The sequence below is a fragment of the Undibacterium sp. SXout20W genome, from assembly GCF_049340285.1.
Classification (GTDB): Bacteria; Pseudomonadota; Gammaproteobacteria; order Burkholderiales; family Burkholderiaceae_D; genus Undibacterium.
Genome location: NZ_JBMPPH010000008.1, coordinates 40,081 through 62,235, shown reverse-complemented (window position 1 = coordinate 62,235; position 22,155 = coordinate 40,081). Strand labels below are relative to the sequence as shown.

Annotated in this window: 23 protein-coding genes; 7 read left to right on the top strand and 16 right to left on the bottom strand. The window is 43.6% G+C overall.

Going from position 1 to position 22,155, the window contains the following annotated elements; genetic code table 11:
• Positions 1-21 precede the first annotated feature (21 nt).
• The 11 genes from cheA to ACO0K1_RS06595 form a co-directional block, all read right to left on the bottom strand.
• Positions 22-2,070, bottom strand: a complete 2,049-nt coding sequence (cheA, locus tag ACO0K1_RS06645; protein ID WP_423023964.1) for a chemotaxis protein CheA — start codon at positions 2,068-2,070, stop codon at positions 22-24.
• A 52-nt stretch (positions 2,071-2,122) separates the two neighbouring features.
• Positions 2,123-2,488, bottom strand: a complete 366-nt coding sequence (locus tag ACO0K1_RS06640; RefSeq protein WP_162020889.1) for a response regulator — start codon at positions 2,486-2,488, stop codon at positions 2,123-2,125.
• 56 nt (positions 2,489-2,544) lie between these two features.
• Positions 2,545-3,093 (bottom strand): chemotaxis protein, encoded by a 549-nt coding sequence (locus ACO0K1_RS06635; RefSeq protein ID WP_423023962.1) that lies wholly within the window; start codon positions 3,091-3,093, stop codon positions 2,545-2,547.
• A 49-nt stretch (positions 3,094-3,142) separates the two neighbouring features.
• Positions 3,143-4,072, bottom strand: a complete 930-nt coding sequence (gene motB, locus ACO0K1_RS06630; RefSeq protein ID WP_423023960.1) for a flagellar motor protein MotB — start codon at positions 4,070-4,072, stop codon at positions 3,143-3,145.
• Between the two features lie 21 nt (positions 4,073-4,093).
• Positions 4,094-4,954 (bottom strand): flagellar motor stator protein MotA, encoded by an 861-nt coding sequence (motA, locus tag ACO0K1_RS06625; protein ID WP_423023958.1) that lies wholly within the window; start codon positions 4,952-4,954, stop codon positions 4,094-4,096.
• 137 nt (positions 4,955-5,091) lie between these two features.
• Positions 5,092-5,898 (bottom strand): class I SAM-dependent methyltransferase, encoded by an 807-nt coding sequence (locus ACO0K1_RS06620; protein WP_423023956.1) that lies wholly within the window; start codon positions 5,896-5,898, stop codon positions 5,092-5,094.
• An 18-nt stretch (positions 5,899-5,916) separates the two neighbouring features.
• On the bottom strand, positions 5,917-6,471 hold the full coding sequence (gene flhC, locus ACO0K1_RS06615; protein ID WP_423023954.1) for a flagellar transcriptional regulator FlhC: 555 nt from the start codon (positions 6,469-6,471) through the stop codon (positions 5,917-5,919).
• Positions 6,472-6,504: 33 nt separating this feature from the next.
• The gene (gene flhD / locus ACO0K1_RS06610; protein WP_176801927.1) at positions 6,505-6,822 is read right to left on the bottom strand and encodes a flagellar transcriptional regulator FlhD; all 318 of its coding nucleotides are present in this window, start codon (positions 6,820-6,822) and stop codon (positions 6,505-6,507) included.
• Positions 6,823-7,454: 632 nt separating this feature from the next.
• Positions 7,455-8,165 carry a DNA polymerase III subunit epsilon gene (gene dnaQ, locus ACO0K1_RS06605; protein WP_423024089.1) on the bottom strand — a complete coding sequence of 237 codons (711 nt, stop codon included), beginning with the start codon at positions 8,163-8,165 and terminating at the stop codon, positions 7,455-7,457.
• Between the two features lie 56 nt (positions 8,166-8,221).
• A complete protein-coding gene (tilS, locus tag ACO0K1_RS06600) occupies positions 8,222-9,616 on the bottom strand; it encodes a tRNA lysidine(34) synthetase TilS (protein WP_423023952.1) in 1,395 nt (464 codons plus the stop codon).
• Positions 9,613-10,587, bottom strand: a complete 975-nt coding sequence (locus ACO0K1_RS06595) for an acetyl-CoA carboxylase carboxyltransferase subunit alpha (protein ID WP_423023950.1) — start codon at positions 10,585-10,587, stop codon at positions 9,613-9,615. Before ACO0K1_RS06595 ends, tilS begins: the two co-directional genes overlap by 4 nt.
• Positions 10,588-11,151: 564 nt before the next feature.
• Between ACO0K1_RS06595 and ACO0K1_RS06590 the strand changes: the two genes are divergently transcribed.
• The 5 genes from ACO0K1_RS06590 to ACO0K1_RS06570 all read left to right on the top strand — a co-directional run bounded on the left by ACO0K1_RS06590 (position 11,152) and on the right by ACO0K1_RS06570 (position 15,539).
• A complete protein-coding gene (locus tag ACO0K1_RS06590) occupies positions 11,152-12,198 on the top strand; it encodes a L,D-transpeptidase Cds6 family protein (protein WP_423023948.1) in 1,047 nt (348 codons plus the stop codon).
• Complete coding sequence (locus ACO0K1_RS06585; RefSeq protein ID WP_423023946.1) at positions 12,198-13,466, top strand: L,D-transpeptidase family protein; 1,269 nt, start codon at positions 12,198-12,200, stop codon at positions 13,464-13,466. The genes ACO0K1_RS06590 and ACO0K1_RS06585 overlap by 1 nt, the downstream gene beginning before the upstream one ends.
• A 112-nt stretch (positions 13,467-13,578) precedes the next feature.
• Positions 13,579-14,169: a peptidylprolyl isomerase gene (locus ACO0K1_RS06580; protein WP_423023944.1), complete on the top strand. Its 591-nt coding sequence runs from the start codon at positions 13,579-13,581 to the stop codon at positions 14,167-14,169.
• Between the two features lie 56 nt (positions 14,170-14,225).
• Entirely contained in the window at positions 14,226-14,714 is a 489-nt protein-coding gene (locus ACO0K1_RS06575) for a peptidylprolyl isomerase (RefSeq protein ID WP_423023942.1), read from the top strand.
• Between the two features lie 39 nt (positions 14,715-14,753).
• The gene (locus ACO0K1_RS06570; RefSeq protein ID WP_423023940.1) at positions 14,754-15,539 is read left to right on the top strand and encodes a UDP-2,3-diacylglucosamine diphosphatase; all 786 of its coding nucleotides are present in this window, start codon (positions 14,754-14,756) and stop codon (positions 15,537-15,539) included.
• On the opposite strand, the gene ACO0K1_RS06565 is transcribed toward ACO0K1_RS06570, so the two are convergent.
• Positions 15,536-16,246, bottom strand: coding sequence for an ABC transporter ATP-binding protein (locus ACO0K1_RS06565; RefSeq protein ID WP_423023938.1), 711 nt, complete (start codon positions 16,244-16,246; stop codon positions 15,536-15,538). The two genes, ACO0K1_RS06570 and ACO0K1_RS06565, sit on opposite strands and share 4 nt — an antisense overlap.
• On the opposite strand from ACO0K1_RS06565, the gene ACO0K1_RS06560 reads away from it, so the two are divergent.
• Positions 16,245-16,895, top strand: coding sequence for an arylesterase (locus tag ACO0K1_RS06560; protein ID WP_423023936.1), 651 nt, complete (start codon positions 16,245-16,247; stop codon positions 16,893-16,895). The two genes, ACO0K1_RS06565 and ACO0K1_RS06560, sit on opposite strands and share 2 nt — an antisense overlap.
• 4 nt (positions 16,896-16,899) lie before the next feature.
• Positions 16,900-17,961: a tRNA 2-selenouridine(34) synthase MnmH gene (gene mnmH, locus ACO0K1_RS06555; protein ID WP_423023934.1), complete on the top strand. Its 1,062-nt coding sequence runs from the start codon at positions 16,900-16,902 to the stop codon at positions 17,959-17,961.
• Positions 17,962-17,967: 6 nt separating this feature from the next.
• On the opposite strand, the gene ccoS is transcribed toward mnmH, so the two are convergent.
• The 4 genes from ccoS to ACO0K1_RS06535 all read right to left on the bottom strand — a co-directional run bounded on the left by ccoS (position 17,968) and on the right by ACO0K1_RS06535 (position 22,128).
• Positions 17,968-18,111, bottom strand: coding sequence for a cbb3-type cytochrome oxidase assembly protein CcoS (ccoS, locus tag ACO0K1_RS06550; RefSeq protein WP_423023932.1), 144 nt, complete (start codon positions 18,109-18,111; stop codon positions 17,968-17,970).
• Positions 18,112-18,146: 35 nt separating this feature from the next.
• Positions 18,147-20,378, bottom strand: coding sequence for a heavy metal translocating P-type ATPase (locus tag ACO0K1_RS06545; RefSeq protein WP_423023930.1), 2,232 nt, complete (start codon positions 20,376-20,378; stop codon positions 18,147-18,149).
• A 39-nt stretch (positions 20,379-20,417) separates the two neighbouring features.
• Positions 20,418-20,630: a heavy metal translocating P-type ATPase metal-binding domain-containing protein gene (locus tag ACO0K1_RS06540; protein WP_423024088.1), complete on the bottom strand. Its 213-nt coding sequence runs from the start codon at positions 20,628-20,630 to the stop codon at positions 20,418-20,420.
• Between the two features lie 517 nt (positions 20,631-21,147).
• The gene (locus ACO0K1_RS06535) at positions 21,148-22,128 is read right to left on the bottom strand and encodes a S49 family peptidase (RefSeq protein WP_423023928.1); all 981 of its coding nucleotides are present in this window, start codon (positions 22,126-22,128) and stop codon (positions 21,148-21,150) included.
• Between the last annotated feature and the right edge of the window lie 27 nt (positions 22,129-22,155).

Below are 22,155 nucleotides of genomic sequence, written 5' to 3'. Positions count from 1 at the left end.
AATTAATTTGCCGATACAGTGCTATTTAACTGATCTTAGGAGTGCTGATACATCAAGAATAAATGCAACACCGCCATCACCTAAAATTGTCGCACCTGATATACCTGGGATCTTTTTGTAATTTGATTCGATGTTTTTCACCACCACTTGTTGCTGGCCTACCAGATCATCAACAAATAACGCTGCTTTCTTGCCGTCGACCTCAACGATAACGACAATGCCATCCGATGGATCCAAAAATTTAGGCTCAAGATCAAAACGCTGATAAAGCGGAACCAGCGGCAAGTATTCGTCACGAACCTTAATTACTTTCCCCCTGCCATTGACTTCTTTAACGTCTTCTCGAGCAGGCTGCATTGACTCAACCACGAAACCTAATGGCAAGATGTAGATTTCCTCTCCGAGCTTAATAGACATGCCATCAAGGATCGCCAGGGTTAAAGGAAGTGAAATAACAATTGTTGTTCCAAATCCTTTAGCGGAACGAATATCGACTACGCCACCCATGGCGGTAATGTTACGCTTCACGACATCCATTCCAACACCGCGCCCAGAAACATCGGTCACAATTTCTGCGGTCGAAAATCCAGGCGCAAAAATGAGCTGCCAAACCTCTGGATCAGTCATAGAATCTGGCGCAGTCAACCCATTTTGACGTGCTTTTGCAAGAATTTTATCTCTATGCAAGCCACCGCCATCATCGCTCACCTCAATGACAATATTTCCACCTTGATGAACTGCAGACAAAGACAATTGACCCGTTTCGCTCTTCCCTGCTTCCTTACGAAGAGCAGGAATTTCAATTCCGTGATCGATACTATTGCGTACCAAATGCGTTAATGGATCAACAATTCGCTCAATCAAACCTTTATCGAGTTCTGTTGATGCCCCGTAAGTGATAAATTCAACTTTCTTACCAAGCTTTGTAGCCAAATCTCGTACCATGCGCGGAAAACGCGAAAATACATAATCCATCGGCATCATGCGAATTGACATTACCGCTTCTTGCAAATCACGCGTATTACGCGTCAGGTGCGCCACACTGTTAAGTAACCGCTCATTCGCAATCGGATCTAAATCTTGCGTACGTTGCTCTAACATTGCCTGAGTAATTACAAGTTCACCAATCAGATTAATTAATTGGTCAACCTTTTCTATCCCAACCCGAATCGTTGAAGATTCCGACGTCGGTATTTTTTCATGCTCTTTTTTGGGAGTCAGTTTTTTATCGGCGACAACTGGGATGGCGGCACTTGCGGCTGTAGAAACCACGTTGACCGCTTTATTTTTTTTCTCTGACTCACCTTCGATTGGAGGAAACATGGACTCGATTGGCTCGAAAAAGCCATACCCCAACTCATCTTCCGAAAGCGCTGCAGGAACCGCATCAACCTGCCCAGGTAATGGCTCTTCGGTAATTGATAAGCAGTCAGGATTCAGAATAAACGAGCATATCGAAATGATGTCGTCTTTACCCTCATTTGTCCTCAAGTGCAGTACAACTTTACCCTCGTGCGCCTCCCCACGCGAAATTGCCCCCAACAAGCCTAACTCTGCCATTAATGCGCTGGCATCGTCCGCGCTCACTTCTGGCAACTCAATTTTATATGCAGCCTTAAACACGATCGTTCCATGATCTACGACTTCTAGCTGAATCGGTGGTGGAGGAACAAAGGAAGGCGCATCTTGCGATAAGGATTGCAGCAGCATTCTCACGTCAGCCACCGCATCCTGGTCGACGCTCGTTCCCAAACGATGACCATCTAACTGCATTTTAAGGATATCTTTTGCGATCAAAAAAGCGTCCACATGTTCGGCCGTTAGAGCCATTTCGCCTTTTCTGATTTTATCCAATAAAGATTCCAAAACATGCGTCACTTCGGTCATATCATTTAGACCAAAGGTAGATGCTCCGCCCTTTATTGAATGTGCCGCACGGAAAATAGCATTCAAATCTTCTGGATCAGGAGAAGAAACATCGACGCCAAGCAACAATTTTTCCTTCTCTGCAAGAAGCTCATCGGCCTCATCAAAGAAGACCTGGAAAAACTGACTCATGTCAATCGTCATTATTTAACTCCAAGATTTACATTGGCAATACGAAAAACCAAATAGACCATGTTTAACCGATAACTTTTTTAACGACTTCTGTTAATTTTTGCGGATCAAAAGGTTTCACTAACCACCCATTCGCTCCTGCAGCACGGCCCTTTGCTTTCATGTCATCACTCGACTCTGTCGTCAGCATCAGAATAGGCACACGTTGATAGGTCGCCAGGCCACGTAACGACTTGATTAACGTAAGTCCATCCATTCTAGGCATGTTCTGATCTGTCAAAACCAAATCAACTACCTGATTACGCGCTTTCTCAAGACCATCTTGCCCGTCTACGGCTTCAATAACTTGATATCCCGCAGCTTTTAAACTAAAAGCAACCATCTGTCTCAATGAGCCAGAATCATCAACCGCTAAAATTGTCTTGGCCATAATTACTCCGTTTTACCAATTAAAGGCAAAATGCCTTGAGAGAGAATCTTTGAAAATTAAAATAATTCAATATCACCGCTATTAAGGTGCTTTTGATGAACTGCTTTTCTTAAAAGGCTTTGCAGATCAGCGCTCTGTTTCTCCAACCGCACCGTTGTTTCTTTTAAAAGATGTGCAATATCGTCGCTTTCCGTATCCAAAGACATGTCTTCGCCAACAACACCCAATGTCAACAATACTTCACGCAATCCCTCACACCGTTGCATCGTACGAGAGATTAATTGACTGGTAAGATCTTGAAATTGCAGACTCGTGACTGCAGAATTGACATGCTGAGAAATTTCAAGCTGACTTTTTTTTAAACGTTCAATACTGTCAGCAGAAATTGAACCTGATTCAACAATGAGGTTTATCTCTTCCTGCTCTTTCAACACTGCAGAATGCAGCGCGAGAAAACTAATACCTAGTTTCTCAATTGCCTCACCAAGCAACAAAGCAGTCTGCGCCAAATCTGTTTCCACCTCAGACAGATGCGCGCTGCCATGATCCGAGACCCCAGACAACAACTGCTTTACGTGAGATCCCAACATTTTCTTTTTGGACATCTTCAACATCCTATCTGCATTATTTAAGCCACCAAAAAGACTTAAAACACTATTTTCCTGGATTAGCAGAGACTTCCGTACTTGAATCAGCCTGACTGGCAACCTCAACTGAACCGCCATCTTGCGAGGCAGATTCTTCAGCTTTTTTGTTCATCACAATAATACTGATACGGCGATTTATTGGATTTAAAGGATCATCTTTATCAAACAATACCGATGAGGACAAACCAACGACGCGAAGCACTTTTGACTCATCCATTCCGCCGTAAATCAATTCACGTCTCGACGTATTGGCACGATCAGCCGAAAGCTCCCAATTGCTGTAGCCTTTCTCACCGGATCCATAAGGCGCTGAATCTGTATGTCCTGACAAACTAATTTTGTTAGGGACATCGTTTAAAGCTTTACCAATCTCATGCAATATTTCTTTGGTGTATGGTTGCAAGTCGGCTTTTGCTGATGCAAACATTGGGCGATTCAACTCATCAACCATCTGAATCCGCAAACCTTCGGTTGTGATATCCAATAACAACTGCTTTTTATACTGTCTCAAGGTCGGATTAGATTCGATTACAGCTTCTATCCGCGCCTTTAAGCCTTTCAAACGTTCCGCATCAACCTTGGCCAAAGCGGCCTCAGCCGCCTGGAGGTTGTATGATTTTTTTTGTGCCTCAATATCGCCTTTGCGGTTTTGCCCATCACGCAGGCTGAGATCTTTACCACCACCCTTGATAACGCTTGAACTATCACCACTACCATCACCACCAGCCATTGCGACTTTCAGTGGAGTTTGGAAATATTCAGCGATACCTTGCAAATTACCTTTTGCAGTCGAGCCGAGCAACCACATCAACAAGAAAAACGCCATCATTGCCGTCACAAAATCAGCATAGGCGATTTTCCAAGCACCGCCATGATGCCCACCCGCAACTTTTTTAATTCTCTTAACAATGATGGGGCGCAACTCTTCGTTTGCCATATCTAACCTTCAACAGCCTTATTATTTTGATTTGGATTGCTTAATATGCTCTTCAAGCTCACTAAATGTCGGTCTTTCAGTCGAGTAAAGAACTTTACGTCCAAATTCCACCGCCAAAGCCGGCGCATAACCATTGAGACTTGCCAACAATGTTACCTTGATGCATTGAAAGGTCTTCGACGACTCATCCGTCTGCTGCTCCATCAAGCCTGCCAATGGGCCGACAAAGCCGTAAGCCAACAAAATACCTAAAAACGTACCAACCAAAGCATGGGCAATCAAAATACCTAATTCAGCAGGAGGAATACCGACCGACTCCATCGTATGAACAACTCCCATAACCGCGGCAACAATACCAAACGCCGGCAAACCGTCACCCAATTTTGCAATAAAATGCGCAGGAACCGCAGCTTCATGGTGATGCGTTTCTAGCTCATTATCCATCAGATTTTCAATCTGAAACGCATCCATGTTGCCTGAAACCATCAAACGCAGATAATCTCCGATAAATTCCATCATATGATGATCATGCACGATCGCAGGATATTTACTGAATAAAGGGCTCTCTTCTGGCTTTTCTATATCGCCCTCGATTGACATGAGACCTTCTTTTCTTACCTTGGTAAGAACATCAAAAAGCATTGTCATCAATTCCATGTACAAAGCTTTAGTATATTTAGAACCCTTGAATATGCCAGGAACTGCTTTCAAAGTAGCTTTTAAGCTCTTTGCATTGTTACCTACGAGAGACGCACCAACCGCCGCCCCACCGATCATTAGTAATTCCAAAGGTTGAAATAACACGGCCAAATGACCACCGGCCATTGCAAAGCCACCAAAGACCGACCCCATAACGACAATATAGCCAACGATGACTAACACGGAACTTACTCCTTGAAGGAAAATCTAACTGACATAACTTTCACCTATCATATCAGGCCATGCGATAGGTAACACTTGAATTGACGCAAATAACAGTGAAAAAGATTATTTTAGGAAACAATACAAGCCAACTTACCCTATATTTTCCACACATACAACACAGGGGCGTTTTCAGCTGTCAAAATCTCAGCGTATGCAGGAACTTCAGGAACCGAAAATTCGTAACTTAGAAAAATACTTCCAGGCACCATCTCATTCTGCACCTTAGTCCATATTTGTGGCATGACAACAGGCGATAGGTAAGTAAAAACAACGTTAAATTTTGAAAAATCGACGTCTTCATACTTACCCAGATCAAAATGTAGGTTTCTGATACCGCTTAAGCGCATCCGCAATAGGCTTGACAGCCAGGGGAAAATAGCAATTTCAACACCTGCCAATGTCCATTCAGGACGCTCTCTAGCCAAATCAAAAACCAAGCCCCCAAATCCACTTCCAACATCTAAAAAATGAATATTTTCATTAGCAGGCAGCAATTTAATAATTGCGGCCGGCAATGTCGCTTGCGACGGGTAATACGGCACTCTTGTACGTAATGTCGTACCAAAAACCATAAATAGAATTAAAAATAGCAACAAACTCGCTGCTGGAGGTAAATTCCAATGTAAAGCAACAACTATGGCAATAGGAAAAAAGAATTCGATGATCAACCACCACCACTCCAAACCCAAAAACCAGGCAAGTAAGGTCGAAGTAATTGACTGAAACGCAAGAAGCGCAAAGAAAGGGATGAGGTAACCTGAGAACTGCCTGGCGAGAACCGCCAAAGCAATAGAGCAAACAAATGCGAAGAGCTGAACAAGAAAAGCGCGTAGCGCAGGAGATTTAAGTCTTTTCATCTCCAGAGGATCATGGCGTTCACGGGTGGATGACGCTAATTCCAAGATTCCTCCTCAATGTTATTACGCCACCATCTCCAATGAAGAGTCAGCGTCTTTAGTCTTTTTCGTTTTCCCCGCTCTCGAAGGTACATGACAAAGACCACATTTATAATGATCGTGCAAATCTAAGGAATGCGCAACAAAATGCCCACCACAATCGCAACATTTAGCGAATGTTAGCATTTTTCCCTCAAAAAATCTCACCAATGTCCACGCGCGAGTCAAAGATAGAACCGCATCATCAGCAGAGACGCAACCAACCTGCTCCAAATATAATCGGTAGGCTTTAACAATGGCCTCAACGCCCGACACGTCCGCATGCTCATGAAGGTACTTATAGATATTCATAAACAATGAGGAGTGGATATTTGGCTGCCAGGTAACAAACCAGTCCGTAGAAAATGGCAGCATACCTTTAGGTGGAGAGACGCCTTTTAATTCTTTGTAGATTTTCAGCAAACGTTCGCGTGAAAGCGAAGTTTCAGATTCCAGAAGTTGCAGTCTAGCCCCCAAATTAACGAGATCAACCGCCAACTGAATTTCATGCGCCTCTGTTACAACACTTTTAATAGCCATCACATCCTCCGTCGATTGGTTCAAGAATTTTGTTCAATGAATTTCTTCAACTGGCTGTCCAGCCATCAGGATTGCCGCGTGAGAGTGTGCGAGCGCACGTTCTTTGTTGTAGTTCGTCAGCATGCAAAGGATTGAGCTATCTTCAAACCTAAAACGTGCAAGCATCATATTCGAGCCAGCAAGTTTCAAAATTTGCGAGTTATTCAAACCCTCGATTAAATCAGCAATTTCTTTGCCAATACCGAGCCGGAAAATCGCAGTCGCCTTATCGGCACGAATCATTTGCTGCGCCAACATTAAGTAGCTAAGATTTGCGTCGCGAATTTCTGCCATCATATCGTTCTGTGTCATGTTCCCACCCTCCGTTCCGTTTTTCAAAGGCCATATTTCGTTGCCAGTGAGACAGATTGTGAGCGCGCGCAAAAACGCCGTGTATAGGCCGCACACGGGATTTATTTCCAGAAAAATAGAAAAGTTCCTGTAAGAAAAAATCCTACAAGAAATATTTGAGAACGATACGTAAAAAAATATCGTTTTTAGCGAATTTTAATTTTTCTAATGATTCAGAAAAATTTCCAACAAAATCAACGACTTATAAAAATTACCCAACTATTTTTATCTCATCTACTATCATTAACGGCAAGAAAAACGAGAACTTTAGGGTATTTCGAAAAAAAATTTAAAATATTTTTTCCTACCTTTATTAACGACGGGAGATCAAAAAACTTTAATTTTTTTTTGATTTTTTTTGAAAAAAGTCACTTTAGTGCAAAATAGCAACACCAAAACGAGCTTCAAGGTGACGACTCACTCGTTAAAAGGAGTCTTTAGTTGATATTAATACAATTTTCAGGGTATGTATAAAAAGAAAGTTCGCACAGGAACCTCTTCCGGGAAACAGCCAACCTGGAACAAAGAAGTTTACTTCACATGAAAAGTTTAGACCCTATTCCTACACTCAAAATGAATAGCGTCTAATTAAACTATGCTCGCCAAATACAGGCTTGACGCAATTGCTTGTCCAAGCCAGACAAAAGAAGATCATGTTCAATTAGTTCATCACTTGCTGCATAGACAACTTGAACGTCGTCCACAGGCAAGTCCACAATCTGCGTTTCTTGATTTAGTGGCGCATCCTCTTCAGGTAAGTCAATCGCAAAACTATTTTGACCACGCGACATTGCCAAATAAACATCTGCCAGCAATTCGGCATCCAATAGAGCTCCGTGCAATTTTCGATGCGAATTGGATATTTCATATCTATCACACAAAGCATCTAGAGAATTGCGCTTACCAGGATGCAATTCCTTCGCTTGCACCAACGTGTCAATCACTGTTTCTGTGAAATCCGTAAACAAACCAATGCCCAGTCGAGCAAATTCGGCATTTAAGAACCCGACGTCGAATGGCGCATTATGAATAATGACCTCAGCCCCTTTAATAAACTCACAAAATTCCTGCGAAATTTCAGCAAATTTGGGTTTGTCGCTCAAAAACTCCGTGGTTAAGCCATGAACAGCCAACGCTCCTTCCTCAGAGTCACGCTCAGGGTTAATGTACTGATGGTAGTTATTCCCGGTTAATTTACGGTCAACTAACTCCACGCATCCAATTTCAATGACCCGATTCCCATCGCGCGTGTTTAAGCCGGTTGTTTCGGTATCCAAAACAATTTGTCTTAAATTTTTCTTCATTACCATTGCTATCACCATTACCTTATTATTTTCTGCAAGAATCAGAAGTGAAAAGTCTAATTTGCTACCCAATCAAACACAACTTGGTCAAAGCCATCGACACAAAATTGCGATTGCATCCCCACTCTTGCTGCATATATCAATTGACTACCAACAGAAACAAAAGGCAGTTGCTGTCGCACCCAAAAAGGAATCTTTAACGACTGGTAATGACTTTTCATATCGCGAGTGGATCTATTTTCACCAAGCTTTAGCCGCTCTCCACCTCTTCTTAAATGTAGGCATAGTGACTGCTGGGTTAACCATAGAGGATCCAGCCCTCGGAGATTTCTACGAAAATATAAAGTGCCATTGAACTGCGGGAATTCTATAAATTCCTCTCCAGACCAGCGAAAATCGACGTTCAAGCTTTCATTTGTAGGCTCAAGCGCTTTTTCTGAAGCATATATCTTGTTTTGATATCGATGAATGACCAATTTTTCGTGGTACACACTAATTCGAGCATCCTCCTTTGCCTCGAATAATTGCTTACGAATTTCACTTAGGCGAGATGTAGATGGCATGCGCACCCCAAGCTTACTTAACCAAAGCCTGAAAAGGTTACTCACTCGTTCTGAATCTAATAGGCGAATCGAACACAGGTTCAAGCTCGAATCATTTACATCCATGCAAGCTGAAAGGTCCTTCATTGCGAGCGCTTCGATCAAATCATGGGTTGATCGCATGTGTTTTGCAGTACGCGACATACGTCCAGCGAATCCTGGTGCAATTTGCTCCAATATCGGCATCACCTGATGGCGCAATGCGTTCCTAAGGTAATGCACGTCATCATTGGACTCATCATTGATAAAAGAAATATTGTTTTCTTGAGCAAATACTTCCAATTCCGCCCTGGAAATCCCAAGTAACGGACGCATCATCATCACATCCGGATTCTCAAACAACGTCGGCGCGTAGTTAAACGTATCCATTCCGGACAAACCAGCTATGCCAGAGCCACGAAGCATCTGCATGAGCAAAGTTTCGGCTTGATCATCCTGGTGATGAGCGGTAAGTAAAATACCGATCGACGCTGCAGCCGTCATCCTGCCAAGTGCGAGATAGCGCCCTTTTCTAGCGCTCCCCTCAACACCATCACCATCTGAATTGGAAACTACAATTTTTTCAAAGGTGAAATTAACTGCGAGTTCACGACAGACATCTGCACAGTGCTCCAGCCAAGCATCGGCATTAGGACTTAACCCATGATGAACGTGAAAAGCCGACAGCGGAATACCTTGTCGCAGGCAAATTTGAGAGCATAAAAAGAGCAATACAGACGAGTCTAAGCCACCACTGTAAGCAATAGCCAAACCATTTTCGGAAGGGACTTTTCCGGATTCCAAAAAAAAAGCATTTAAGGTCTCAGAAAAGTGGTGCATTAAGGCACCACTTATACTACGTTGACTCATTCTGCTAGCTTAGTTTCCTTGAACTTACCGTAACTCATTAATTTTTCGTGACGAGCTGCCAATAAGTCTTTCGTTTTCATACCTTGAAATTGACGAAGTGTGTCGGCAAGAGCGCGCTTCACGAGAGCACACATCTGCTTAGGATCACGATGTGCACCGCCCAGTGGTTCATTGATAATTTTATCAATCAAGCCCATCGCCTTGAGGCGGTGAGCAGTCAAACCTAAAGCTTCCGCAGCATCTGCTGCTCGGTCTGAAGTTTTCCATAAAATGGAAGCACACCCCTCAGGCGAAATGACTGAGTAAGTTGCGTATTGCAACATCAATACTGCATCACCGACCGCCAAGGCCAACGCACCACCCGAACCACCTTCACCAATAATAGTGGCGATCAAAGGCACTTTCAATTCCGCCATCACGTACAAATTATGGCCAATCGCCTCTGACTGGCCGCGTTCCTCAGCATCAATCCCCGGCCACGCACCTGTCGTGTCAACAAAGGTAAAAACGGGAATATCAAATTTTTCGGCTAACTTCATTAATCGCATTGCTTTACGATAGCCTTCAGGTTTAGGCATACCAAAGTTTCGCATTGCACGTTCTTTTGTATCGCGACCTTTTTGGTGACCGATCACCATGCACGCCTGGCCATTAAATCTTGCCAAACCACCAACAATCGATAAGTCATCAGAAAAACTCCGATCACCATGAAGTTCATGAAAATCAGTAAAAATCTGGCTAATGTAATCTAGGGTGTATGGTCGCTGCGGATGCCGAGATATCTGAGACACTTGCCATGGCGTCAATTTTGCATAGATATCTTTGGTCAACATCTGACTTTTTTTCGATAATCTATCAATTTCTTCAGAAATATCTACTGCGGAATCGTCCTGTACAAACCGCAATTCTTCAATTTTCGTTTCGAGTTCAGCAATAGATTGCTCAAAACTGAGAAATGTCGTTTTAGTCATCGTGCCTCCTTAAATCCACACGAGTTAATAAATGCGTTTTTTGGCAAAATGAGGTAAAAACTCATCAAAAAGAAGTTAGCGTGCGCCATAACCCCTTAGCTTGCAATAAAATTAATTATTGATAATATTTTAAACAAGCCTGCCAACATATATATCTATGCATCGCTGATAAGCAATTGCAAAAAATATTGAACGGGACAGATTAAATATCAAAAGCGGTCATTCTGTCCAGCTTCGCATGTTGGAAAAATTTATCCGGCAACAAATACGCCCTACTCCGTCTATTTCCGCTCATTTTCACCGGTAGATAAAAAAGATCGATCGGGCTATTTTCATAAACTCAATAAAGAAAGCCTTTTTCAACTTGCGATAAGCATTCTCAAAAACAACAAAGAACTGAATTTTTTTTAAAAAACCGGAATACGACAGCGCTATAGCATGTTTCTAAAGCCAAATACCCAACATACCCCACTTCTTTGATAATATGGCACTTTAATGTAATTCGAGTATAACATTACTGCCGTCATGTTCAGTCAACCTCTGATAAATCTAAGCCAGAACACCATGCGCCAAACTTTAAGTAGTATCTTCGTTATTTCTCAACTTTCACTTGCGCTTATCGCTGCTCCTGCATTCGCTGATGAAGCTAGTGATATCGGAAAATTGTTGCGAGCCGGACAAACGTCCGAAGCCCTTCAAAAAGTAGATCAAGCACTAACTGCAAAGCCTAAAGATGCGCAATTGCGTTTTCTGAAAGGCTTAATCATGACTGAGCAGAACAAAGGGCCGGAAGCAATTGCGATTTTTAGCAAATTAACAGACGACTATCCAGAGTTACCTGAGCCATATAATAACCTTGCGGTCCTTTACGCAGCATCAGGCCAATATGACAAAGCACGCGCTTCGTTGGAAATGGCAATCCGCACCAATCCTACGTATGGTACTGCGCACGAAAATCTGGGCGACGTTTACGCAAAACTTGCTAGTCAAGCCTACGACAAAGCGCTACAACTTGACTCGGGCAATGCAACCGCGAAATTAAAATTGACGTTGGTACGTAACTTGGTTGGCACATCGGGCGGTGTCAATCCGAAGACCAATCCATCACCAGCGACCATAGTCGCACAAGAAAAACCAGTAAAAACAACACCAACGACACCGTCCAAAGGTGAATCTGCTGCAGTACCAGCTCCAAAGACTGAAATAGCATCAACAAAAAATGATGCATCCTCAAGCAAAACAAAATCTTCCCCTACCTCAACGCAAGACAGAGATGATGATGAAGTCATAAAAACCGTCGAGAACTGGGCGAAAGCATGGAGTAGCAAAGACACGAATGGTTACCTAGCCCATTACGCCAAAGATTTTCAGACGCCAAAAGGCGAATCACGTAAAGCATGGGCTGAAGAACGACGCAACAGGATTGAAGGTAAAGGTCACATTAACGTGAAGATAGAAGGCATAAAGGTCAGCATTGATGACAATAGCGCCACTGTTAAATTCCGCCAAGTGTATACCTCAGACCAATTAACTGCGAATAGTCGTAAGACTCTCATTTTGACAAGACAAGATGGGAAGTGGCAAATTAAGCAGGAGCGCGCGGGTAGCTAATGTTTTTTTCTGCTTTTAAAAATACTTCGCCCATAACTTTGGGTGCGAAGCAGCGTTGTCGCGCCCTTTACCTCGTTTCATGTATTGCCTGGCTACTGCCAAGCATCTCAGTAGAGGCCAAAACTCATGCAAGCAAGGCAAATGTAACCGAATCAAGCTCTGACGCCCCCAATCCTGATGCCTTATTGATCGAGGTCTATCAGAATTTGGCAAACAACAAATTACAAGCTGCGCAAGTCAAAGTCGATGAATTAATCGAGGCCTATCCACACTTTCAACTAGCCCATTTGATCCGTGGCGACCTGCTCATGATGCACACGAGACCAGTCACGACTTTTGGGGGCACAGCCAACATTCAAGCAGACAAGCTCAAAGACATGCGGGACGAAGCCAGCATGAGGATTAGGTCATACCGGGAGCGTCCATCGCCGAACTTGGTTCCAAGAGTTGTAGTTCAATTGAGAGATGACCAAAAACAAGTATTAGTGGTTGATGCCACCAAATCACGGCTTTATCTCTATGAAAATGTCGGTGGGCAGCCAAAACTCGTCAGCGACCACTATATTAGCCACGGCAAGTTTGGAATCAACAAAACCAAAGAAGGCGACCAGAAAACACCGGTTGGCGTGTACTACATTACCAGCCGGCTCTCTGGCGGTAAATTGCCAGACTTCTATGGTCCTGGCGCTTTACCACTCAACTATCCAAATGAGTGGGATAAGATTAACGGGCGTAGTGGTTCAGGAATTTGGTTGCATGGCATGCCATCTGCCAATTTTAGCCGGCCACCTCTCGCATCAGATGGTTGCGTCGTATTGACCAATCCAGATTTTTTAAAAATTTCAGCGCTGGTTGATATTGGTAAAACACCGGTAATCATTAGCGATCAGGTAGAGTTTGAAAATCAAGCAAAATGGCTTGCCGACAGACAATTTTCGAGCAAGTTACTTGACGACTGGCGACTTGATATGGAAAGTAAAAATGCGAATCGAATTTTTGCCAACTATTCGCGTAATTTTAAATCCTTACAGGGTGAAGATTTAAATGCGTGGTTTACAAAACAAAGACAGAATTGGGACGCTTGGACTTCGCCAAGCATCCAACTCAAAGAAGTTACGCAATTCCGTTACCCTGGCAAAGAAGAAATGATTGTCAGCACTTTCACCCAGGAAACCCAATCAGGCAAGACAAAAACCAGCGTCAGGAAACGGCAGTATTGGATAAAAGAAGGAACGAAATGGCGAATTATTTATGAGACTACCGTCTGATAATTCATCGATCCAGTTCAGTATCAAAAAAGGAAATAAAGTGAAATCTACATATACAAAATTGATTGGCGTATTCTTTGGCTCAATCCTAGGCTGGAACGCCACGATAGCAATGGCCGAAGATTTACCAAAAGTGTCCATCAAAACCAACGTCGGTGAAATTGTCGTTGAACTTTACCCCGAAGCAGCACCGAAGACTGTCGATAATTTTTTAAAATATGTCAAAGCCGGACAATACAAAGGCACCATTTTTCATCGTGTCATTGATAACTTCATGATTCAGGGTGGCGGCTACGATAAAAACATGAAAGAGAAGCCAACGCGCAAAGCCATTCCTTCAGAAGCCGGGTTGGCTCTGGAAAAAGGCCTTAAAAACGATGTTGGAACGATCGCTATGGCGCGTACTGAAGATCCCAATTCAGCAACTGCGCAGTTCTTTATTAATGTCAGAGACAATGATTTTTTAAATCACCAGGAGCTACCAGCCGGTGATCCGGTAGAATTCAACTACCGCGGCAACATGACAAAAGCACCGCGCAACCAAGCTCTAATGGCAACGGCTGGCTATACGCCATTCGGTAAGGTCATTAAAGGAATGGACGTAGTGGAAAAAATCAAAACTGTTGAAACAGGTGATTCGCACATGATGCAGAATGTCCCTAAAAAGGACATCATCATTGAATCTGCAACTGTTATAAAATAACCCTATCGACAACATCATACTTTTTATCTTATTTCACCTCATCACCAAGGACAATTATGGCCATTCTTTTGACTACTAACCACGGCGCAATCACTATTGAGCTGGACGAAGCCAAAGCACCGAAGACAGTCGCTAACTTTCTTGCTTACGTAGCATCTGGTCATTACGCCGGCACGATTTTTCATCGTGTTATTGATGGTTTCATGATTCAAGGCGGCGGATTTGCACCAGGCATGAAACAAAAGGAAACCCTCGATGCCATCGACAATGAAGCTAACAATGGCTTGAAAAATGAGCGTTATTCCATTGCAATGGCTCGTACCGGGGCACCACATTCTGCGACCGCGCAATTCTTTATCAATACCGCCAACAACAGTTTCCTCGATTATCCAGGTCAAGATGGCTGGGGCTATTGTGTGTTTGGTAAAGTGACTGGAGGCAAAGAAATTGTCGACAAAATCAAGGCTGTCAAAACTTCACGTTCCGGTATGTTTCAAGACGTTCCAGTTGAAGACGTCGTCATCGAAAAAGTCGAAGTTATTTAATTCATCCTGCAGCCTTTTCTGAAATAATTTAAATTCAGCGTGAATCATTCCGAAAAGCAAACGACAGCGCAACCTAAAACGGTTGCGCTATTTGTTTCAGACGTACACCTCAATCCAGGAATGCCGCACACAACTGGTGCGTTTCTCCAATTCCTGAATATATACGGCACCCAAACCGAACAGCTTTTTCTACTCGGCGATCTCTTTGAATATTGGGTTGGAGATGACGACATCAGCGATAGCTGTAATTTTTCTATTGTGTCAGCGTTGCGAGAGCTCACACTGGCAGGAACGAAGGTATATTGGATCGCCGGCAATCGTGACTTCCTGATCGGGCCTGTATTTGCCGCCGCGACTGGCGCAGAGATACTTACTGACCCGAGTATCGTTCACATTGCCGGAAGAAAAATAGTCCTTTGCCACGGCGACGAGCAATGCACGGATGACACGTCCTATATGCAATTCCGCAACCAAGTTCGCAATCTAGTCTGGCAAAGCAACTTTTTAGCATTACCGCTATCGCAAAGAAAAACGATCGTTCAGGGCATGCGCCAAAGTAGCAAGAAGGAGCAAAGTCAGAAAGATTTGGCAATTATGGATGTCAATCAAGAAGCGATATCAAAACTTTTTATATCAAGTTCTTGCGATACGATGATTCATGGCCACACACATAGACCCTATCTACATACCGATGATAAAAAATATCGGTATGTATTGCCGGATTGGGACTGCGACACGGAGCAAAAACGTGGCGGCTGGATTTCAATCGATGCTAACGGAAAAATCGAACGCATTAATGTAACTAATTGTTGCGACAACCCTTAGTTAATTGGTTGCAATTGATCTGCAACTAAATGTCCAGCTGCGATGGTTAAGGTTCTGCCGCAACGTGCAGCGGTCGACAAATCATGCGTTACCAAGACGAGTGTCGAATGCCGCTCGCGATTTAAAGCAAACATGAGCTGAATGATTGCCTCCCCGGTAACTGCATCCAAACTACCTGTTGGCTCATCAGCAAATAACAAAGGGGGCTCAGTAACAAAAGCCCGGGCAAGAGCCACTCGTTGTTGCTCCCCACCAGAAAGAAACTTTGGGTAGTGTTTTAAACGCGAGACTAAACCAACACGATCCAACATCGCCTCGGCTTTCTTTCTTGCGTCTTTATCACCACGAAGTTCTAATGGAAGCATCACGTTTTCTAATGCTGTCAAATGCATCAATAATTGAAACGACTGAAAGACAAAACCCAAGTTCTCTTTGCGAAATTGCGCCCGCTCATCCTCACTTAAGCCGAATAAATCAATCCCGGCAAGCTGCACTGATCCAGAACTCGGCACATCTAATCCAGCTAAAATGCCTAATAGGGTCGATTTACCAGATCCAGATGCACCAACAATTGCAAGCGTTTCTCCGGCTTGCACGGTAAAATTAATCCCGTTAAGAATAGTTAACTGCCCACTAGCGTCGGCAACCTGTTTTACCAAATTTTTGACTTCTATTGTGGTTTGTTTCAATTCTTTAGGATGTGTCATGCTGTTTTCTTCATCGATTCGTCAATTAATTTTACTTACTTTGGTCTGCTGGTTGTTAACAGCCGCCGCAACACCTTTAGCGTACGCACATTCTGCATCAAAAACCGTCCTGGTGCTTGGAGATAGTTTATCGGCAGAATATGGTCTGGTGCGCGGACAAGGATGGGTAAGCTTACTAGAAAAAAAACTTGCCAATGCAAATATTACGGCAACCATCATCAATGCGAGTATCAGCGGAGAAACCACTAGCGGCGGAAAAACCCGCCTCCCGGCCTTAGTTGATCGCATTAAACCAGATATCGTCATTATCGAGCTCGGTGGAAATGACGCCTTACGAGGCTTATCTCTTAGCGCCTCCGAGGAAAATTTCCGCGCCATGATTACTACAGCAAAAAAAGCCAACGCGGCGGTCGTACTTATCGGGATGAAAATTCCTCCTAATTACGGCAAAGACTATACGCAACGTTTTTTCTCGCTTTATGCAAGCCTTGCCAAAGAACAAAAAGTACTGCTTGTGCCTTTCCTTTTGGATGGAATTGCTGATCGGGAAGACTTATTTCAAGCCGATCGGATTCACCCTATTGCAAGTGCGCACCCATTGATTTTAAATAATGTCTGGCCTCAGCTAGCACCTCTACTTTCAAAGTGACACAATGAAATACCCCGAAATTATCTGCTTTGATCATGTTGCTGACACTTTGAGCCAGTTCGATTGCATTATCGATGTTCGTAGTCCTGCTGAATTTGCGGAAGACCATATTCGAGGCGCAATCAACTGCCCCGTGCTCAATAACGAAGAGCGCATTGAAATAGGAACCATGTATAAACAAATAGGTTCATTTGAAGCAAAAAGACTTGGTGCCGCCTTAATCGCAAAGAATATTGGGCAGCATTTGCATTCACAATTTCAAAACCACGGTAAAACCTGGCGACCTTTAATTTATTGCTGGAGAGGTGGCAATCGTAGCGGCGCGATGGCGCATATTTTTTCAAAAATTGGCTGGCCAGTGGCACAACTTGAGGGCGGCTATAAGGCATACAGGCAGCACGTCAACCAATCCATCCCGGAATTAAGCGCAAAGATGAAGTGGACGGTGCTTTGTGGTACAACAGGCAGTGGTAAAAGCCGGCTCTTAAGAACCTTAGCAAATTTGGGAGAACAAGTACTCGATCTCGAGCATCTGGCTCAACATCGCGGTTCAGTGCTTGGGGATATTCCTTCAGAAACGCAACCTACGCAGAAAATGTTTGAAAGCCGTATCTGGACATTCTTAAAGAATGCCAATGAAGGACGGACTATCTATGTCGAAGCAGAAAGCAAAAAAGTAGGGAATTTACGTGTTCCAGAATCGATTATGCAGACAATGCGTGCGTCACACTGTATTTCGATTGAAATGCCTATCGAAATGAGAGTCGAGCTATTGATGGAAGAATACGCCCATTTTGTTGCTGATCCAGACCAACTAAATCATCAGCTAGACTTTCTCACGCATTTGCATGGCAAGGAAAAAATACTATTATGGAAAAAACAGGCGTTAACTGGAGAAATCAGAGCAGTCGTTCAAAGCCTGTTAGAAGAACATTACGACCCTGCATACAACAAATCGATCGCACGTAATTTCTCACAATTTGTCGATGCGCGACAGCTACGCCAATCCAGTCTTCGTCCGCAAGATTTTGAACTAAGCGCGAAAGAAATTATGGCCATGAAATAAAGACACTTAACCGTCCACGTCATCTAGAATGCGCTGCCCCTCCTGATCAAGCTCATCGAATTGTCGATTGTTAATCGCCCACCAAAATAAGCCGCCAATCGCAAAAACAACAACCAAGCTAAGCGGTATCAGGAGATACAAAATATCCATAAAGCATCCATAAAATGGCCAAATTCAGACCCAATTTAAATCAAATTGTCGGTCATTACATGTTCGGGTTGCGGTAACAAGTATAAGCGCAACGCGTTTAACACTACGATCAAGGAGCTCAAAGACATGCCAAGAGCTGCATGCCACGGCTCTAACCAACCGATGATCGCGGCGGGAATGGCAAACAGATTATAAGCAATTGCCCAAATCAAATTTTCGCGTATTAGCCTAAACGCTTTGGTTGCAACCACAAAGCCAAAATCAAGATCACTTAAGCGATTTGACATCAGTAAAACGTCACTGCGAGTTTGTGAAATTGGCGCGCCCTGCCCCATAGCGACAGCAACATTCGCCAACGATAGAGCCGGTCCGTCATTCATTCCATCGCCGACCATCACGACAATAGCGCCAGATTTCTGTAGAGATTGCACAATATCAAATTTATCCGCTGGACTTAAATTGGCACGAGCATCGACAATCCCACATTCTTGCGCCACATGCTGAACAACCTCATCCCGGTCACCAGACAATAATAAGATTTTCTTATGGCGCAGCTGCAATTTTTTTACTGTTTCTACTGCATCATTTCGCAAGGCATCGGCCAGAGCAAACACCAGAATCACACCATCTTCGTCAGCTAAAACAGACACTGTTGCAGTTGCCATCTCAAGAGGGACAGAAAATGTCTCCCTCGTCAACTCAGACGCAAAAGCAATACTTCCCAATCGAAATAAACGGCCATTAATTTTCGCCTCAATTCCTCCTCCAGCTATTTCTCGCATGTCTTGCACCGTCATTTCTAAGGAGGACGGGTATTGCAAAGCTAAAGCGTCAGCAATTGCTTTCGCTACTGGATGCGTCGATCCAGAAGCCAATAAAAAAGCAGTACTTTCAGCTTCTGGGGCATGTCGCTGTTCACGTTGATTCACTACACTGAGTTTACCAAGTGTTAGTGTGCCGGTTTTATCAAAGACAAAGTGTGTCGCCTCAGCCATTGTTTGAATCGCTTTGCCATTTTTTATGAGCACACCGTTTTTTGCCAACAGGCCAATTGCCGCCGACATCACACCTGGCGTTGCTAATGACAACGCACAAGGACAAGTAACGACAATGACACTAATGGCAATCCATAACGCGCGATCGGGAGCGATATAACACCAGGCAATGCCGGTGAATAAAGCGACAAAGAGAATCAAACTCAGGAAGCGACTAGCGTGTTTATCTGCCAACAACACAATGGCTGGCTTTTCAGTTGCCGCGGTTTCCATCATGCTAATCAATGACGATAAATGTGTTTCAGTACCGACTTTTTCTGCCTTGATTATGATCGCCCCGCTTGAATTTATAGCGCCAGCAATGACTTTATCACCGACATTTTTAAGTACAGGTTGGGATTCACCGGTCATTAATGATTCATCGCACTCGCTTTGCCCCTCAATTACCAAGCCGTCGGCAGGAATATGCTCTCCTGCAGCGACCAACATCAGGTCATTTACCTTTAACGACATTGCATCCAGGGATTCAACCTCACGGCTCAAGGGGTAATTGACCAATTTTTGTGCCACCACGGGAACCAATTGCGTTAAAACGCGGAGTGCAACACCGGTCTTTTTCTGCACCCTACTCTCTATGAGTCGCGCTGACAGCAACAAGAAAACAAACATGACTGCAGAATCGAAATAAACGACGCCGCCCCTAAACGTTGCCCAGACGCTCGCAAAAAAAGTCAATAAAATACCTAAAGAAACAGGCACATCCATGCCAATATGACGATTGCTGATATCACGCCATGCCGACTTAAAAAATGGTAATGCCGAAAAACCGACCACTGGAACAGTGATGAGCATACTTGCAATTTTCAGCAGTTTATCCAAATCAGGGGTCAGGTCACCATCAACCTGTGGAACCGGCACGAGATAGGCAGGAAATGCGTACATCATGATTTGCATCATCGCGAATCCAGCAATAAATAAACGCCACAAGGCTAATTTATTTTCTTTTTTCTCGAATTCGTCTGGCGATTGATTTGAAGGCAGCGCCCCGTAACCAAGGTGAATAATCGCAGAAATGATATTTTTCAAACTATTCTCTTCGGCGCTCCACACGACTTCCGCGTTATGCGTGGCGGTATTAATCTTGAAGGATTTAATCCCAGGCAATTGCCGTAAGCGAAATTCAATTAATTGTACGCAAGCAGCACAATGCATACCCGACAGGGAAAGTTTCTCAGATTGAAGAGCTTGGTGTTCGGTTGACGCGGTAGCCATTAGGGAATTGATTTTATGTGTTAATGCCCAAGGTGGCACTCATTGCGCTTCCATTTGCGTAGATCTGGCATGCAAATACTCAGAAACCATTTTGTTACGTTCAATTGTCATTAGAATAGCCTGACATCCATGACAGCAAACGGGCCTCTGTTGACCATTAAAATGGATATACAAAGCCTTTTTTTCTTTCATTCTTTCGCCACAATGATAGCACTCTATCTTTTCACCACTTGCTGTGTGAAAAGATAGCATTTCTAACAAATGAGAAAAGGTGATCGCCATAAAATTAGGGAGCCACGCATTGGACGGAATTAGCAATAATACTATCTTACTCGAATGAGCTTGTGTGATCTTTGATTTGCCGCAATGATGGCTTATTACCAGCGCTGGGCATGCAATGTGTTCGGAGACTAATATGAACACCTAATTGATGGCACATAGCAAAAAGACGATAGCATTGCACCATCGCCTTTTTGTTTCTTCATTTTTTAACTTTTATGAGGGATCTGAGAAACCTCGACTCCGTTTTACTCCACGGAAAAAATACTTCACAAATTGTCATCCATCCACTTCATACATAACCGGCAAAAACTACTGCGACCGGAGCTCAGATGCAAATTTTCCCGGATACGAAATATTCTTAATATCGACCTCCCGTTTGAACCAGTTACGCCCTCAATATAGAACAACAGCCCAATGAGTGGAAGATAATTAAAACTATGCATGAATGAAGCTAGATTGAAAAAATCAACTAAACTATTTCGCAAAATCAATGTAAAGTAAAACTCCCCGATCTGCTCACGGTTGCCATCGCGGCACTGCCTACTGACGCACCAAATTTCTTCAGCACGCGCTCTGGCAAGTCTTCTTTCTGGGTATAGTCAACGATATCTTCGGCCTTAATCACGTCTCTTGCAACTGAATCTATCGTGCCAAAATCGTCTGCCAAGCCCATTTCAACCGCCTTACTACCGACCCAAAATAATCCTGAAAAAATTTCAGGTGTCTCTTTTAAACGCTTACCACGCCCTTTTTTAACGACGTCGATAAACTGTTGATGAATTTCATTCAACATTGCTTGCGAATATGCTTTTTGCTTTTCTGTGATTGGGGAATATGGGTCCATAAACCCCTTGTTTTCACCCGCAGTCATGAGGCGTCTTTCAACACCTAATTTACTCATTAAGCCGGTAAAACCAAAACCATCGGTCAGTACGCCAATAGAACCAACAACGCTTGCTTTATTGACAAAAATTTTATCCGCTGCAGCAGCGATGTAATAACCGCCCGACGCACACATTTCTTCAACCACGACATACAACTTTTTATCAGGATATTGCTGCCTTAGCCGAACAATTTCATCATTGATCATACCAGCCTGAACCGGACTTCCTCCAGGGCTATTAATACGTAAAATAACGCCTACCGATCCTGACTCTGCAAAAGCACGGTCCAATGCTGGAATTACATCATGCGCACTACCACTTCCCTCGGTCTCAATTTCTCCATTAATTTCCACCAACGCGGTGTGGCGGGCACTATTGTCAGCATCCGGCTGAAAAAAACCACCAAATTGGTATGCGCCGAACAAGATCATGAAGATGAACACGAATTTAAAGAAAATACTCCAACGTCGTTGCAACTTTTGCTCTTTTAGTGTGGCAAATGCGAGGCGCTCCAATGTCTCACGCTCCCACTGCACTATCTTTTTTGCATTACCTTCTGCGTCGTCTCTACTCTGCTCTTCCATAATCACTTTCTACAATTACCCTTACAA

Coding starts and splice junctions, on each gene's coding strand:
- dnaQ (WP_423024089.1), bottom strand. CDS start 8,165: ATGAAGAAAAATTTAAGACAAATTGTTTTGGATACCGAAACAACCGGC.
- ACO0K1_RS06535 (WP_423023928.1), bottom strand. CDS start 22,128: ATGGAAGAGCAGAGTAGAGACGACGCAGAAGGTAATGCAAAAAAGATA.
- flhD (WP_176801927.1), bottom strand. CDS start 6,822: ATGACACAGAACGATATGATGGCAGAAATTCGCGACGCAAATCTTAGC.
- ACO0K1_RS06580 (WP_423023944.1), top strand. CDS start 13,579: ATGGCCGAAGATTTACCAAAAGTGTCCATCAAAACCAACGTCGGTGAA.
- ccoS (WP_423023932.1), bottom strand. CDS start 18,111: ATGGATATTTTGTATCTCCTGATACCGCTTAGCTTGGTTGTTGTTTTT.
- ACO0K1_RS06595 (WP_423023950.1), bottom strand. CDS start 10,587: ATGACTAAAACGACATTTCTCAGTTTTGAGCAATCTATTGCTGAACTC.
- ACO0K1_RS06545 (WP_423023930.1), bottom strand. CDS start 20,378: ATGGCTACCGCGTCAACCGAACACCAAGCTCTTCAATCTGAGAAACTT.
- ACO0K1_RS06635 (WP_423023962.1), bottom strand. CDS start 3,093: ATGTCCAAAAAGAAAATGTTGGGATCTCACGTAAAGCAGTTGTTGTCT.
- ACO0K1_RS06590 (WP_423023948.1), top strand. CDS start 11,152: ATGCGCCAAACTTTAAGTAGTATCTTCGTTATTTCTCAACTTTCACTT.
- flhC (WP_423023954.1), bottom strand. CDS start 6,471: ATGGCTATTAAAAGTGTTGTAACAGAGGCGCATGAAATTCAGTTGGCG.
- ACO0K1_RS06560 (WP_423023936.1), top strand. CDS start 16,245: ATGCTGTTTTCTTCATCGATTCGTCAATTAATTTTACTTACTTTGGTC.
- ACO0K1_RS06640 (WP_162020889.1), bottom strand. CDS start 2,488: ATGGCCAAGACAATTTTAGCGGTTGATGATTCTGGCTCATTGAGACAG.
- ACO0K1_RS06565 (WP_423023938.1), bottom strand. CDS start 16,246: ATGACACATCCTAAAGAATTGAAACAAACCACAATAGAAGTCAAAAAT.
- tilS (WP_423023952.1), bottom strand. CDS start 9,616: ATGAGTCAACGTAGTATAAGTGGTGCCTTAATGCACCACTTTTCTGAG.
- motB (WP_423023960.1), bottom strand. CDS start 4,072: ATGGCAAACGAAGAGTTGCGCCCCATCATTGTTAAGAGAATTAAAAAA.
- ACO0K1_RS06540 (WP_423024088.1), bottom strand. CDS start 20,630: ATGCTATCTTTTCACACAGCAAGTGGTGAAAAGATAGAGTGCTATCAT.
- mnmH (WP_423023934.1), top strand. CDS start 16,900: ATGAAATACCCCGAAATTATCTGCTTTGATCATGTTGCTGACACTTTG.
- ACO0K1_RS06585 (WP_423023946.1), top strand. CDS start 12,198: ATGTTTTTTTCTGCTTTTAAAAATACTTCGCCCATAACTTTGGGTGCG.
- cheA (WP_423023964.1), bottom strand. CDS start 2,070: ATGACGATTGACATGAGTCAGTTTTTCCAGGTCTTCTTTGATGAGGCC.
- ACO0K1_RS06575 (WP_423023942.1), top strand. CDS start 14,226: ATGGCCATTCTTTTGACTACTAACCACGGCGCAATCACTATTGAGCTG.